At 59.3% G+C, this 14,002-nt stretch carries 16 protein-coding genes; 5 read left to right on the top strand and 11 right to left on the bottom strand.

Annotation, left to right across the window (positions count from 1 at the left end; all coding sequences use genetic code 11):
* Positions 1-49: 49 nt before the first annotated feature.
* Both BUB62_RS11885 and miaA read left to right on the top strand, forming a co-directional pair.
* The gene (locus BUB62_RS11885) at positions 50-1,177 is read left to right on the top strand and encodes a glycosyltransferase (protein WP_084539021.1); all 1,128 of its coding nucleotides are present in this window, start codon (positions 50-52) and stop codon (positions 1,175-1,177) included.
* Positions 1,174-2,070: a tRNA (adenosine(37)-N6)-dimethylallyltransferase MiaA gene (miaA, locus tag BUB62_RS11880; protein ID WP_073110370.1), complete on the top strand. Its 897-nt coding sequence runs from the start codon at positions 1,174-1,176 to the stop codon at positions 2,068-2,070. The genes BUB62_RS11885 and miaA overlap by 4 nt, the downstream gene beginning before the upstream one ends.
* A 168-nt stretch (positions 2,071-2,238) precedes the next feature.
* Here miaA and pfkA read toward each other — a convergent pair whose 3' ends face one another.
* Entirely contained in the window at positions 2,239-3,210 is a 972-nt protein-coding gene (pfkA, locus tag BUB62_RS11875) for a 6-phosphofructokinase (protein WP_073110462.1), read from the bottom strand.
* Between the two features lie 246 nt (positions 3,211-3,456).
* On the opposite strand from pfkA, the gene BUB62_RS11870 reads away from it, so the two are divergent.
* Positions 3,457-3,912, top strand: coding sequence for a tellurite resistance TerB family protein (locus tag BUB62_RS11870; protein WP_073110367.1), 456 nt, complete (start codon positions 3,457-3,459; stop codon positions 3,910-3,912).
* A 136-nt stretch (positions 3,913-4,048) separates the two neighbouring features.
* Here BUB62_RS11870 and BUB62_RS11865 read toward each other — a convergent pair whose 3' ends face one another.
* The 4 genes from BUB62_RS11865 to BUB62_RS11850 form a co-directional block, all read right to left on the bottom strand.
* Positions 4,049-5,257, bottom strand: a complete 1,209-nt coding sequence (locus BUB62_RS11865) for an aspartate aminotransferase family protein (RefSeq protein ID WP_073110365.1) — start codon at positions 5,255-5,257, stop codon at positions 4,049-4,051.
* 318 nt (positions 5,258-5,575) lie between these two features.
* The gene (locus BUB62_RS11860) at positions 5,576-6,061 is read right to left on the bottom strand and encodes a hypothetical protein (protein WP_084539020.1); all 486 of its coding nucleotides are present in this window, start codon (positions 6,059-6,061) and stop codon (positions 5,576-5,578) included.
* 34 nt (positions 6,062-6,095) lie between these two features.
* Positions 6,096-6,545 carry a hypothetical protein gene (locus BUB62_RS11855; protein WP_073110363.1) on the bottom strand — a complete coding sequence of 150 codons (450 nt, stop codon included), beginning with the start codon at positions 6,543-6,545 and terminating at the stop codon, positions 6,096-6,098.
* Between the two features lie 30 nt (positions 6,546-6,575).
* Positions 6,576-7,127 carry an RNA polymerase sigma factor gene (locus BUB62_RS11850; protein WP_073110360.1) on the bottom strand — a complete coding sequence of 184 codons (552 nt, stop codon included), beginning with the start codon at positions 7,125-7,127 and terminating at the stop codon, positions 6,576-6,578.
* A 218-nt stretch (positions 7,128-7,345) separates the two neighbouring features.
* On the opposite strand from BUB62_RS11850, the gene BUB62_RS11845 reads away from it, so the two are divergent.
* Complete coding sequence (locus BUB62_RS11845; RefSeq protein ID WP_073110357.1) at positions 7,346-7,987, top strand: hypothetical protein; 642 nt, start codon at positions 7,346-7,348, stop codon at positions 7,985-7,987.
* 11 nt (positions 7,988-7,998) lie between these two features.
* Positions 7,999-8,421 carry a hypothetical protein gene (locus BUB62_RS11840; RefSeq protein WP_073110354.1) on the top strand — a complete coding sequence of 141 codons (423 nt, stop codon included), beginning with the start codon at positions 7,999-8,001 and terminating at the stop codon, positions 8,419-8,421.
* 83 nt (positions 8,422-8,504) lie between these two features.
* On the opposite strand, the gene BUB62_RS11835 is transcribed toward BUB62_RS11840, so the two are convergent.
* From BUB62_RS11835 to BUB62_RS11810, 6 genes are all read right to left on the bottom strand, one after another.
* A complete protein-coding gene (locus BUB62_RS11835; RefSeq protein WP_073110351.1) occupies positions 8,505-9,464 on the bottom strand; it encodes a transketolase family protein in 960 nt (319 codons plus the stop codon).
* A 127-nt stretch (positions 9,465-9,591) separates the two neighbouring features.
* Positions 9,592-9,891: a GIY-YIG nuclease family protein gene (locus BUB62_RS11830; RefSeq protein WP_073110348.1), complete on the bottom strand. Its 300-nt coding sequence runs from the start codon at positions 9,889-9,891 to the stop codon at positions 9,592-9,594.
* Between the two features lie 162 nt (positions 9,892-10,053).
* Positions 10,054-11,454: a vWA domain-containing protein gene (locus BUB62_RS11825; RefSeq protein WP_073110345.1), complete on the bottom strand. Its 1,401-nt coding sequence runs from the start codon at positions 11,452-11,454 to the stop codon at positions 10,054-10,056.
* A 133-nt stretch (positions 11,455-11,587) separates the two neighbouring features.
* The gene (locus tag BUB62_RS11820) at positions 11,588-12,493 is read right to left on the bottom strand and encodes a transketolase (protein ID WP_084539019.1); all 906 of its coding nucleotides are present in this window, start codon (positions 12,491-12,493) and stop codon (positions 11,588-11,590) included.
* A gap of 284 nt (positions 12,494-12,777) precedes the next feature.
* Positions 12,778-13,224 (bottom strand): thioredoxin-dependent thiol peroxidase, encoded by a 447-nt coding sequence (gene bcp / locus BUB62_RS11815; RefSeq protein ID WP_073110343.1) that lies wholly within the window; start codon positions 13,222-13,224, stop codon positions 12,778-12,780.
* Entirely contained in the window at positions 13,224-13,772 is a 549-nt protein-coding gene (locus BUB62_RS11810) for a lipocalin family protein (RefSeq protein ID WP_159437451.1), read from the bottom strand. Before BUB62_RS11810 ends, bcp begins: the two co-directional genes overlap by 1 nt.
* Positions 13,773-14,002 lie beyond the last annotated feature (230 nt).

Below are 14,002 nucleotides of genomic sequence, written 5' to 3'. Positions count from 1 at the left end.
GGCTTTTTCCCGCCGTCCGGCGCAAGTGCGGTAGCTTCCACTGCTTTATATGTACCCACTGCTCTTCACCGTGACCACCGATCTGAACTACGACCAGCGGATGCAGCGCATCTGCGGCAGTTTGGCGGCCCACGGCTACCCGGTGCTGCTGGTGGGCCGCGAGTGGCCCACGTCGCGGCCGCTCACGCCCCAAAGCTACCGTCAGCACCGGCTGCGCTGCTATTTCACGAAGGGCAAGCTGTTCTATCTGGAGTTTAGCCTGCGGCTGTTTTTCTATCTGCTTACCCAAAAAGCCAGCCTCTGGTGCGCCATCGACCTGGATACGGCGCTGCCCGTGTGGCTGCGGGCGTGCTTGGCCGGCCAGCCCTTTGTGTATGATGCCCACGAGCTGTTTACGGAGGTGCCCGAGGTGGTGGCGCGGCCCGGCATCCGGCGCGTGTGGCTGGCCATCGAGCGGCTCATTGTGCCGCGGGCGGCGCGGGCCTACACCGTGGGGCCGGCGCTGGCGCGGGTGTTTGAGCAGCGCTACGGCCGGCCTTTTTCAGTTATTCGCAACATCAGCCGGCTGGAAGAGCAGGAGCTGCCGCCCGCCCCGGCCGCCGCGCCGCCCGGCGGCTATATTCTGTACCAGGGGGCGCTGAACGCGGGCCGGGGGCTGGAGGCGCTGCTGGAAGCCATGCCCCAGGTGGCCGGCCGGCTGGTGATTTGCGGCGAAGGCGACCTGTCGGCGGCGCTGCGAGAGCGGGCCGTAGCGCTGGGGCTGCTGGCTACGGGCCAGGTCGAGTTTCGGGGTTTCGTGCTGCCCGCGGCGCTGCGCGAGGTGACGCGCCACGCGGCCGTGGGCATCATGCTGCTCGAAAACCAGGGGCTGAGCTATTATTACTCGCTGGCCAACAAGTTCTTCGACTACCTGCATGCCGGCATTCCGCAGCTTATCGTCGATTTTCCCGAGTACCGCGTCCTTAACGACCAGTACGATGTGGCCGAAGTAGTGGCCCTTACGCCCGAAGCCCTGGCCGCCGCCCTCAACCGCCTGCTCCGCGATGAGCCCGCCCGCTACCATCAGCTGGCTCAGAACTGCCGCCGCGCCCGCCGGGAGCTGAGCTGGCAGCATGAGGAAAAGCAGCTGCTGGCCCTCTACGGCGAGCTACTCGCCCCGCATTCCATTCCCGCATGAATCAGAATCAGTTATTTGACCTGCCACTCGAAGGCCCCACGCTGCTGGTGGTAGCCGGCCCCACCGCCGTGGGCAAAACCGCCCTGTGCGTGCAATTGGCCCAGCATTACGGCACCGAAATCGTGTCGGCCGACTCGCGGCAGTTTTTCCGGGAGCTGAGCATCGGTACGGCCAAGCCCACGGCCGCCGAAATGCAGGGCGTGCCCCACCATTTCATTGATTCGCACAGCATTACGGAAGCATACAACGCCGGCCGCTTCGAGGTAGATTGTCTGGCTTTGCTTAGCAAGCTAATTGAAAAACACCCGCTCGTCATTCTCACCGGCGGCTCGGGCCTCTACCTGCAGGCCGTCACGGAAGGGCTGGATGATATGCCGACTGCCAACCACGAAATTCGGGCCCAGCTGCAGCAGGAGCTGGCGGCGCACGGGCTGGGGCCGCTGGTGGCCGAGCTGGCGCGCCTCGACCCGGTAACCCACGGCCGCATCGACCGGCAGAACCACCAGCGGGTGCTACGGGCGCTGGAAGTGACCAGGGGCACCGGCCAGCCGTTTTCCAGCTTCCACACCGATAAGACCGCCGTTTCGCGCCCGTTTGCCATCCGCAAAGTGGCCCTCACACGGGAGCGGGAGGTGTTGTATCAGCGCATCGACCAGCGCGTGGAGCACATGCTGGAAGCCGGCCTGCTGGCCGAGGTGCAAGCTCTGCTGCCCTACCGCCACCACAATGCGCTGCAAACTGTGGGCTACCAGGAAATCTTCGACTACCTCGACGGCCTCCACGACTGGCCCGAAGCCGTGCGCCTGCTCAAGCGCAACACGCGCCACTACGCCAAGCGCCAGCTAAGCTGGCTCCGCCGCGACGCGGCGTATGAAGAGGTGAAGTTAGGCTGACTGTCATTGCGAGGAGGTACGACGAAGCAATCCGTCCTCTGAAATGTTGAAAGCTCTTTTTCACCACAAAGCCCTGACGCACGCATACGTCAGGGCTTTCTGCTTTCACAAAGCTCGGTTCATTGTACAGGACGGATTGCTTCGTCGTGCCTCCTCGCAATGACAGGGTTACACGCTTAGAATCTCCACCATACGCATAAAGCTCTGATTGATAAGCTTTTTCTTGTGAATCGTGTCCGTAAACGGCGTGTAAACCAGCTTGCGGTCCACGATGCCGGCCATCACGTTGCGCATGCCGTTCATGAGGCCCTCTACGGCCGCAATACCGATCTGGGAGCCCAGCAGGCGGTCAGCGGCGGTGGGGGAGCCGCCGCGCTGCACGTGCCCGATGATGGTGACGCGGGTATCCAGCTCGGGAATGGCTTCCTTCACTTTGGAGGCTACAATGGTGGCGCTGCCTTCCTCTTCACCCTCGGCCACAATGACGATAAACGACGTTTTGGAGCGCTTCCAGCCCGCCCGCAGCGTGTCAATCACGGCATCGGTACTCATCTGCGTTTCCGGAATCATCACAATTTCGGCCCCGCCGCCAATGGCGCACGGAATGGCAATGTAGCCCGAGTCGCGGCCCATCACTTCAATGAAAAAGCAGCGGTCGTGCGAGTCGGCCGTGTCGCGGATCTTGTCGATGGCCTCCAGAGCCGTGTTCACGGCCGTGTCGTAGCCAATGGTGTAGTCGGTGCCGTAGAGGTCGTTGTCGATGGTGCCGGGCGCGCCCACCGTCGGAATGCCGAATTCCTGCTCGAAGAGCATTGCCCCGGTGAACGTGCCGTTGCCGCCAATGGCCACCAGCCCGTCGATGCCGTTGTTTACCAATTGGTCGAACGCCTGCTGCCGGCCTTCTTTAGTCAGGAATTTCTGGCTGCGGGCCGATTTGAGAATGGTGCCGCCCTTCTGCACCGTATTGGATACGGAGGCCGAGTCGAGCTTCACAAACTCGCCGTTAATCATGCCGCTGTAGCCCCGCATGATGCCATACACCTCAATGCCGTGGTATACAGCCGTGCGCACCACCGCCCGGATGCAGGCGTTCATGCCCGGCGAATCGCCGCCGCTGGTGAAAACTGCAATGCGTTTCATCATATTTTCAGGTAGTCAGAATCAGTTCCGAATGAAGCAGGCAAAGGTGCGGAATCCTGGGCAAAATCAAAGCCCGCAAGGTGCATTAGCGGCGGCGTGGCCGGGGCTGGCTGGCTGTTTTTTTTAAAACGTCGTATTGGATGATACCGCGGTAGCTGCTATCTTAACAGCCCCTGCCAACCCATTTCGCAGCGTTGCTGCCCGCTTCCCCGCCTATTTCCCACCCCCTCTTAAGCATCACGCCCTATGTTTGGCTTTTTTGAAAACGAGCAAACCAAGAAAGTGAAAAGTCACCTCACCAATCTGGCGGCCCTGGCCAAAGCCGACGGGCACATTGACGAGCGGGAAATGACTTTCATTATGACGGTAGGGAAGAAAAACGGGATGCGCTCCGACGAGATAAAGAGCGTAATAGCCAACTCCGCCAGCGTCAACCTGGTCATTCCCGACAATGACTCGGAGCGCTTCGACCAGATTTTTGACCTCGTGGACATGATGCTGGCCGACGGCGTGGTAGACGACCTGGAAATGGACTTCTGCATTGATATGGCCGAAAAGCTGGGCTTCCGCAAAGCCATTGTGGGCGTGCTGGTGCGCAAGATTTCAATGGGCGTGAAAGACGGCCTGCCCCGCGAGCAGATCAAAGAAGAGAGCCAGGCATTTCTGAACTTCCAGAAAGACGGCCACGGCCCGGGGCTGTAGGGTAACCCATTTTCAGGTTTACAAGAACGGGTCATGCTGAGCTTGTCGAAGCATCTCTACTGCAACGTTAATCAATAGTATTGCAACGAAGCGGTAGATATGCTTCGACTTCGCTCAGCCTGCCGTTCTTTTCTATTCAACGCGTCACTTGCTCACTCGTCACAAACTCAACAGCCCGCAATAGCGCCGCGCAGGCTTCGTCGATTTCGGCGTTGGAGATGGTGAGGGGTGGGGCCAGGCGCAGGGAGTTGTCGCAGAAGAGGAACCAGTCCGTCAGAATGCCCTCGTGCTCCAGCGCCCGGTCGATGATGGGCTTTAGCACCGCGTAGGAATCGAATTCTACCGCCATCAGCAGGCCATGGCCGCGCACGGCGCGGATAGCCGGATGCCGCAGGAGCCGCCGAAACCGGGCGGCTTTTTCGTGCACCTCCGCCAGTAGGTTTTCGTCCTGAATCACGCGCAGCGTGGCCAGCGAAGCCGCGCACGACACCGGATGGCCGCCAAATGTGGTGCAGTGGCCCAGCACCGGCTGGCTCTTGAAACCCGCCATGATGTGCTGCGAGGAAATGAACGCGCCAATGGGCATGCCGCCGCCCATTCCCTTGGCGCACACCAGAATATCGGGGGTGAGGCCGAACTGTTCGAAGGCCCAGAACGAGCCCGTACGCCCGAATCCGCACTGAATCTCGTCCAGAATTAGCAGGGTGCCCGTTTCGGTGCAGCGCTGGCGCAACGCGGGTAGATAGCCCGGCGCGGCTACCCGCACGCCAGCCTCGCCCTGCACCGTTTCGATGATGACGGCGGCGGTGCGCGTGGTGATTAATGCCAGATCGGCTAAGTCGTTGAAGTGAATGTGGCGCACATCGGGCAGCAGCGGGCGGAAGCTCTGCCGGAAGTCCTCGGAGCCGGTGATGGACAGCGCGCCGTGGGTGGAGCCGTGGTAGGCATTGTGGCAGGAAATCAGCTCGGTGCGGCCGGTGTGACGCTTGGCCAGCTTCAGCGCCCCTTCGATGGCCTCAGTGCCGGAATTGGTGAAATACACGTTATCGAGGTGCGCGGGCAACGTTTCGTGCAGGGCCTGGGCCAGCGCAGCCGGCGGGGCCTGCACCAGCTCGCCGTACACCATCAGGTGCAGGTATTTATCCACTTGGTCCTTAATGGCCTGTACCACCCGCGGGTGGCGGTGCCCCACGTTGCTCACCCCGATGCCGGAAATCAAATCGAGGTAGCGGCGGCCGTCGGGGGCATACATGTACACGCCTTCGGCCCGCTCAATTTCGAGCAGCAGCGGGGTGTCGGAGGTCTGAGCCTGGTGGCGCAGGAAAAGCTGGCGGGGGGTAAGCATTGTGGAAGAACTGGGTGATAGAAGCTGGGAGCTAGCAAACTAATTCCCCTCCTTTTTTCAAGGAGGGGTGCCCGAAGGGCGGGGTGGTTGCTAGAACTAGGAAACTAGAGCTAACAAGTCGTTCAACGATTGAACCACCCCTAACCCCTCCTTGAAAAAAGGAGGGGAACTAGCTTTTTAGCCTCTGGTTCTTGCCGCCCGAACTTTAAACAGCCCTGGGCCGCAAAGGTACGCATGCCGGGCGGGAGCTTTAGGAGAACACTGTAAAACAAAAAAGGCTGCCGAAGCAGCCTTTTGATACCGGAAGAAAAACGCCGATTAGTCGTCGGCACCGGGCAGGGGCGGGCCGCCCGGCCGGCCGCCGGCCACGCGGCGCAGCACTTCCTTCGTGAACTGCCGCTCGGCCTGAAACAGCTTGCCCACCTGCCGGATGCTCAACACTTTCTGGAATTTGTCGAAGTATTCTTTTTCCAGATTTACCTCGCTCTGGCGCAGGGCCAGGGCCTGGGTCAGGTTATCCTTGATCTGCTGATCGGTGAGGCCATCGGCGTTATCCATGCGCAGCAGGCGCATCCGCTTATTGATGTCGCGGCGCTTGTCGGTGAAGTCGTTGTAGACGGGCCAGAACTTCTGGGCCTGGTCCTGGCTCAGCGAGATTTTATCGGTGAGGTAGGCGATTTTGGCGTTTTCGAGCTGGCTCAGGCGGTCTTGTCGGCCACCGCCCCGGCCACCCTGGGCCGCCGCCGAGCCAGCGGAAGCAGTGAGCAGAAGAAGGGCCAACAGGCTGTGAAGCAGGTATTTCATGGGGAGAGAAGGCAAAAGGGTTGAAAAATAAAGGCTATAGATAGATTTCGTCGGTGGGTTGGGCATCCAGGGCATCCTGCAACTCGTTGGGCGAGGCTTGCAGGTAGGTGTTGGTCAGGGCGCGGTCGGTGGCCGCGAGGTCGGCCAGGTCGGTGAGGGAAACGCGGGTGTCGCTGGCCAGCAGGTACTGCACCATTTCGGTTTCCGGCACCTGAGCCAGCGCCACCGCCTTGGCGGGAGCAGTGGCCGTGGGGCTGAGCAGGAAGCTGACCGTAAAGCCCCCCAGCACCACCACCGAAGCCAGCGCCGTGCGCAGCGGCATAGAAAGCGCCGTCAGCCAGCCCGGCGCGGTCGACTCGCGGGGCGCGCTGGGCTGCACGCGGGCCATGATCTGCATCGGGAGCCGGTCGAAGTAGCCCGCGGGCGGCCCGGCCAGCGGCTGGGGCCGGCGCGGATGCTCGTCGAGGTGGAAAGGAGTTTTCATACAGCTAAGATGCGGCCGGGGCCGCCGGGTTTAATCGTGGTGAGATTCTTCGTTGACGTATTGCTCCACTTTTTTCACCGCGTGATGATACGAGGCCTTCAACGCCCCCACGCTGGTGCCGGTTATTTCGGCCATCTGCTCGTAGGGCGTCTCGTCGTAGTAGCGCATGTTGAACACTAGTCGCTGCTTGTCGGGCAGGCGCAGGATGGCTTTCTGCAGGCGCAGCTCGATTTCGTCGCCGGCCAGGCCGGGGTCAGCTTCCACTTTGGCCGAGAGCTCGGCGCCCACGTCGTTGAGAGGCAGGAAGAACTTGCGGCGCTTGCTGCTCAGGAAGTTGAGGCACTCGTTGGTGGCAATGCGGTAAATCCAGGTGTAGAGCGAGGCATCCTGGCGGAAGTTGCCCAGGTGGTTCCACACCTTCACAAACGTGTCCTGGGTCAGGTCGTCGGCATCGTCGTGGTCGATGACCATCTTGCGCACGTGCCAGTACACCTTCTGCTGGTACTTGCGCACGAGCTGGTTGAAGGCCACGTTGCGGCTGGCCGGGTCGGCGAACTTGGCGAGGATTTCCTGGTCTTCCAAGCAGGGAGCGGGGTTAGGAGCGGCGGGGTTGGAGGTTGGAGGCAGAGGGATAGCCAAGGTTTAAATAAGTGCTCAAAATACGTCTAAAGAATCGTGTTGCATTGCACAAGCGAATGACAAATCAGGGGCCCGGAAGCCGGTTTTACTACTCAAAAATCGATTTATTTTCAGCAATATTGTGTCCGCTACTCATTCCAACTTTTAATCATACTTGCTTCATGCCTACAAAAACTTATTACCTTGACTCTGCTGAACAAGAGCCAATTACCCTCAAATGGGGCTTTTTTTGGAAAAATTTTACTATCAGCAAAGACGATGAGACACTCGTGCAGGTAGCTGGTCGTAGCGAGTTGAAGAAGGGAGCTTCCTATACACTATCAGACGGGCGCGTGCTCAGCGCCCAACTTCGGCGACAGCTAAACCAGGAGGAACTCGAATTGCTATTGGATGGTAAGCCTTTGCAAGGCAGTGCCACTCATCCCCGCTATCGGGTGCGGCAGGCTCTCTATACCCTGTTGATCGTGGCTGGCTTAAATATAGGGCTGGGCTTGGTGGCAGATATTGTCAATGTGCAGGTTCTCCAAAAAATAGGTCTCGGATACGGGACCGTATTTATTGGATTGATTTACTTAGGCTTAGCTTGGTGGGCCAAAACAAAAAATGCAGCCTTGCCTTTTTTTACTGCTATTGGGCTCATGGTGCTTGATGTTGTATTCATGTTCGTCAATATTGGAGATGACGGTCGTCCTCCAGGTACGGCTGGATTGTTTCTCCGATTCCTTCTGATTATGCTGCTCTATAAAGGTGGAATAGCAGCCCGACAGATAAAGGGTGAGGAAAATATGACACCATCTACATAACCTGAATACGGATGTACGCGCAAAATAACGAAGCTTTATTGTTGGAGCCCGAAACCGAGGAGGCATTGCCACGCCTTTACTCTAAAAGGGCTATCTGGGGATTCTCCATCTTCTTTTCAACCATATTTGGAGGCGTGTTGCTTTATCAAAACTTACGGGATTTAGATAAGAAATATGAGGCAAAGCTGGTTTTGCTATTCGCGAGTCTCTATACCGTACTAGGTATTTTTGCGCTGAACTCACTTCCAAACTCAAGTTCGAGCCTCACTTATATATTTAATGGAATTGGCGGAGCTTTTCTGTCTGAATATTTTTTTCAAAAACATATGCATCAAAATTTTAAGCCCAAGAAAATATGGAAAGCGCTCATTATTTCTGCCTTGGTTACTATTCCATTCATCATTGCCATGATTTATGGCAATGATCTAGAATAATTGCTGAATTCCTCCAAGCTGCATATACAAAAAGGTCCGTCGAAGCAATTGCTTCGACGGACCTTTTTCGTGACTAAAGCAACCTACTTCGCCTTCCGCGCCATCACTTTCTCCACGGCTTTCACGATGTCATTTTCCATCAGGCCATATTTCTCCATAAGCTGATCCGGGGTGCCGGACTCGCCGAAGGAGTCGTTGACGGCCACCATTTCCAGGGGCAGGGGCTCCTCGCGGGCCAGCAGCTGGGCGATGGAGTCGCCGAGGCCGCCGTTCATCTGGTGCTCCTCGGCCGAGACTACGCAGCGCGTCTTGCGGGCCGAGGCCAGGATGGCCTGGGCATCGAGGGGCTTGATGGTGTGGATGTTGATGATTTCGGCGTCGATGCCTTTCTCAGCCAGGATCTTGCCGGCCAGGATGGCTTTCCAGACCAAGTGGCCGGTGGCGAAGATGCTCACGTCGGCCCCTTCGTTCAGCATTACGGCTTTGCCGATTTCGAACTTCTGGTCGGCGGGCGTGAAGTTGGGGACTACGGGGCGGCCGAAGCGCAGGTACACGGGGCCTTCGTAGTCGGCAATGGCGATGGTGGCGGCTTTGGTCTGGTTGAAGTCGCAGGGGTTGATGACGGCCATGTGGGGCAGCATCTTCATCATGCCCAGGTCTTCCAGGATCTGGTGGGTGGCGCCGTCCTCGCCCAGCGTGAGGCCGGCGTGGGAGGCGCAGATCTTCACGTTTTTGCCCGAATAGGCAATGCTCTGGCGGATCTGGTCATACACGCGGCCGGTGCTGAAGTTGGCGAAGGTGCCCGTGAAGGGGATTTTGCCGCCGATGGTCAGGCCCGCTGCGAGGCCCATCATGTTGGCCTCGGCAATGCCGACCTGGAAAAACCGCTCGGGAAAATCCTTCTTGAAGGCATCCATTTTGAGCGAGCCGGTGAGGTCGGCGGTGAGGGCCACTACGTTGGGATTGGTTTTGCCCAGCTCGTGCAAACCCACGCCAAAGCCGGAGCGGGTGTCTTTTGATTCGGTGTAAGGGAAATCTTTCATTTGGGGTCTTGGGGACTTGGGTTTGTCGTTGTTTAAACTGTCATCCTGAGTGCAGCGAAGCAGAGCGAAGGACCTTCCTCTGAAAGGACCTTCCTCTGATAAGTGAAAAGCTCTGTTCAATGCTGCTTCACAACTCCGCATAATTCAAGGTCAGCCACTGCGGATTATCAAGCTCAATCAAAGCATCTTTTTTGGCCCGCGTCCAGCCTTTTATTTCCTTCTCGCGAGCAATGGCGCCGTCGATGTGCTCAAAGGGCTGATAATAAACCAGGTTGTAGCAAAAGTAGCGGCCGGCAAAGGTGTTCGGGTTGCCGCGGTTACCAAAATGCTCCTGAATGCGGCGCCGGATGTCGTTGGTTACGCCCGTGTAAACCGAAGTTTTGGCGGGGTTCGTGACGATATTGACGTAGTAGCAATGCGCGAACATTTAGTTGGGAGCGTTGAAAAGGACTTTGTGGGGTAGGGGAGGAAGGTCCTTCGCTTTGCTCAGGATGACAGGTTTTATGCTTGGTGTGTTGAAAATGGTTTCTAGGTTATCAGAGGAAGGTCCTTCGCAGGCTCAGGATGACAGACTATTTCGTTTTGCATTCTACTTGCCGAACATGCTCACCGAGCTGGTCTGCCCGGAGCGAATGGTGAAATTGCGCACATCCGTAAACTTACTGCCCGTCGCCGTTTTGGTGCGGAACACCAGCCGGTACGCGCCGGGCTGCATGGGCAGCGTGAGCTTGCTGCTGCCTTCGGGCAGATTGTACACCCAGGTCTGCGACTCGTCGTTGTTCAACTTATAGATGCTGCCGTAGCCCTTCAGATCCGTCACGATGTTCAGGGCGCCGGGGGCGTCGTAGGCCACGGCGGTTTCCTGGCCCTGCCGGATGCTGATGCGGCGCACGATGCGGGGCAGCGTGAGCAGTTCCACCTCGTAGTTGCCGGCCAGCAGCTTCTGCTTCGTGCCGAAGGGCAGACTGACAACCGTGGCCGGGTTGCCGGCGGCCCGCACCACGGCCTCTACCTTACCGTAGGGGTTGGGCGAAATGTTCGGCGACTGCAGGCTGAGCGTGCCCTGGGGCGTTTTGTAGGTCAGCACGTTGGCCTTGCCGGGCCGGATGGGCAGGTTCGGCTGGCGCACCGGCGGCACGGTGTTGATAACCAGATCATAGCTCTGCAGCGCGTCGATGTCGAGCACGTCGGCTTTGCCCTGGGCGTCGCGGTAGTGCACGTAGTTGTACTCCGGCGTCTCGGTCACGTTGTTCACAAACGTCATGTTCACGTTGCTTTCCACCGGCCGGCCGTTTTCGTCGGTTAGGTTCACGCTGACGGTGGTTTTGGTGAGCGTCTGGGAAATGACGTTGTCGAGAATGGTGCGGAAGGTGTTCACGTCGGCCGCGTTGTAGTACTGGCCCAGGCATTCGAGCTGCTTGCCAAAGTCCCGCTCCGCGCCCAAGCCGATGATGAACGGCCGCAGAAAAACGTGCTTGCGCTGCAGCGCCACCGAGGTAGCGCACGGGTCGCCCTTGCACGATTCGAGGCCGTCGGTAATCAGAATCAGCACGTTGCGGGAAGTCTTGTCGGGCGGAAAGTCGCTGGCGGCCTGCAGAATGGAGTAGGTGATGGGCGTGTTGCCCTGCGCCTTGAGCGTGCTAAGCCGAGCCTTGATGGCTTTGGCATTTTTGGGCGCGAAGGGCACTTCCAGCCGGGAATCCTCGCAGTTGTTCTCGGAGTTGGGGTGCTGGTGGCCGTAGGCCCGCAGGCCCAGCTGCAGATTGGGGTAAGCATTGAGCGAATCCACCATCTTCGAGAGCAGGCCGCGGGCCACGTCCCAGCGCGGGCGACCTTCCCACGGGGCCATCATCGAGCCGGAGGCATCCAGCACGAACAGGATGCGGGTGGTGCGGGGCTTCTCCGGCTCGGCGTTCTGGGCGCGCAATGCCTGGCCCGGCCCGAAGGCCAGGAACAGGAAACTGCACAGCGTTAGTAGCAGGCGGCGCATACGTGGGGCCTCACCCCCCAGCCCCCTCTCCTTGGGGAGAGGGGGAGCCAGACGACGGGCTTTTTTTGGGGAGAATAGAAAAGCAACAGAACCGACTCTGCGCACTTGGTGCCGAATCAGCGGACGCCGTGATTTAGTAGTCGCCGTAGGTTTCTACCAGCAGCTGCTGGAGGGCTTTTTCGAGCTGCTCGTCGTTGGGAGCAGTGCCGTGCCATTTGTGGGTGCCCATCATATAATCCACGCCGTAGCCCATCTGGGTGTCCATCAGCAGCAGCACGGGCACGCCCTGGCCGCAGAGGGCGTTGGCTTCTTCGAGGGCCGGGAGTAGGGTTTCAAACTGGTTGCCGTCGGCTTCGAGCACGCGCCAGCCGAAGGCTTCGAACTTGGCCCGCAGGTTGCCCAAGCCCCCGATTTCGTCGGTGCTGCCGTCGATCTGCTGGCCGTTGCGGTCCACGATGGCAATGAGGTTGTCAACTTTGTGGTGGGGGGCATACATGGCCGCTTCCCACACCTGGCCTTCTTCCAGCTCGCCGTCGCCCATCAGCACGTACACGCGGCGCGGGTCGCCGTTCAGCTTTTTGGCCTGCGCGGCCCCAATGGCCACGCTCAGGCCCTGACCCAAAGAGCCGGAAGCAATGCGGATGCCGGGCAGGTGCTCGTGGGTGGCGGGGTGGCCCTGCAGGCGCGAGTTCAGCTTGCGGAACGTGCTCAGCTCGCTCACCGGGAAGTAGCCCGAGCGGGCCAGCACCGAGTAGAACACCGGCGAGATGTGGCCGTTCGACAGGAAAAACAGGTCTTCGTTGTCGCCATGCATGTTGAAGCTGGGGTCGTGCTTCATGATGCGGAAATAGAGCGCCACCAGCAGATCGGTGCAGCCCAGCGAGCCGCCGGGGTGGCCGGAGTTCACGGCGTGCACCATGCGCACGATGTCGCGGCGCACCTGCGCGGCAATCTGTTTCAGCTCTGCCAGGCTTTTGGGGGCCTGCGCGGCGGCGGTTTCGGGGGTAGCGTTCTGGGTGAGCGGGGCGTCCTGCGACATGGAATTGAGTAGGAGGGTTTAGGTAAGCAAAGGTAAGGTTCTTGGCGAAGTGGGCGGGCCTCACCCCCGGCCCCTCTCCTAAGAGAGAGAGGGGAGCCACGGCGGCGCGAACGGGGCGGGGGCGTCGGCTCTCGCCTCCGACCCCGCTACCAAGAGTAAATTCAGAATGTTATTGAACACAAGATTGAACACAAGAGCCGCAGCTTCTCAGCTGCGGCTCTTGTCCGTTAGCGCTGTTCGGCTCCCCTCTCCCTTAGGAGAGGGGCCGGGGGTGAGGCCCACGGCTACACCAATTGCGCCGCGTGGTTCTTGGTGTCCACTTTCTCAATAATCTTCTCAATCACCCCGTTTTCATCAATCAGAAACGTGGTGCGCATGGTGCCCATATACTGGCGGCCGTACATCGATTTTTCCTGCCACACGCCGTAGGCTTCCACTATTTTCTTCTCCGTATCCACCAGCAGCGGGAAGGGCAACTCGTATTTCATCGTGAATTTCTTGTGCGACTTCGCGTCGTCCGTGCTCACGCCGATAACCTGCACGTTGGCGGCGGTCAGCTCTTCCTGGTGGTCGCGCAGGTTGCAGGCCTGGGCGGTGCAGCCGGGCGTGTCGTCTTTGGGGTAGAAGTAGAGGGCTACTTTTTTGCCCCGCAGGTCGCGCAGGCGAATGAGGTTGCCATCCTGGTCGGGGGCTTCAAAATCGGGGGCGTAGGAGCCGGGGGTGAGGGTCATCAGTCGGTTTCGGTTACGGGTTGGCCGGTAAAAATGAGGTTTTCTACCGGGAATCCCAGCTCGCGGCCCTTGGCCACCAGCTGGTCGCGCCAGGCGCGCTCCAGGTGGGGCTTGCGACTCAGAATCCAGAGGTTCTTGCGGCCCGGCTCGCCCACCAGGGCGTATTGGTAGTCGGCATAATCGAGGTCCAGAATCCAGTAGTCGCCTTCAAACGGCCAGAAGAAGCTCACTTTCAGCTTGGCATTGGTTTCCTTGTCTACCACGCGGGCGGTGCCTTTGGCTTTTTCGATGGGGCCCTCCAGCTCGTGCTTGTGGCAGGTATTGAGAATGCTCACCCGGCCGTCGGGCATCAGGCGGTACTCAGCCGTCACGTGCTGGCAGTTCTTTTCGTAGCGCGTGGGCAGGCGCGCCACCTCATACCAGAGGCCCATGTAGCGCGGCAGTTCCACGTGCGGCACGGTGGGCAGCTCGGGCAGCAGCTTGCGGCGGGCATACATAAAAGCCGCCACGCCCGTGCCCAGCACGGCCGCCGCCGCGGTAAGTAACATGGGCTGACGCCGGTGAGGCAGATTCTTAGTCATGAGATTTAGAAAGTGATATTCTTGAGCCCAAACGTATGCTTACGCGGGAAGCGAGGCAGTGTTAGTGCAAACAGGCGTTAGCAACGCTGTGCAGGGAAGGCCGCGGTTTAGCAATAATTCTTTTCCAGTGCTTCGACGCTCACCGTTGTCCTGTAGTGTACTGCTTCCGCCGCTATGGTTTCTCACGAGGGAGTAGC

The sequence above is a fragment of the Hymenobacter daecheongensis DSM 21074 genome (assembly GCF_900141805.1).
GTDB classification, from domain to species: domain Bacteria; phylum Bacteroidota; class Bacteroidia; order Cytophagales; family Hymenobacteraceae; genus Hymenobacter; species Hymenobacter daecheongensis.
Note: the sequence above shows the minus strand (reverse complement) of the source record. Positions and strands in the feature narration are given on the sequence as shown.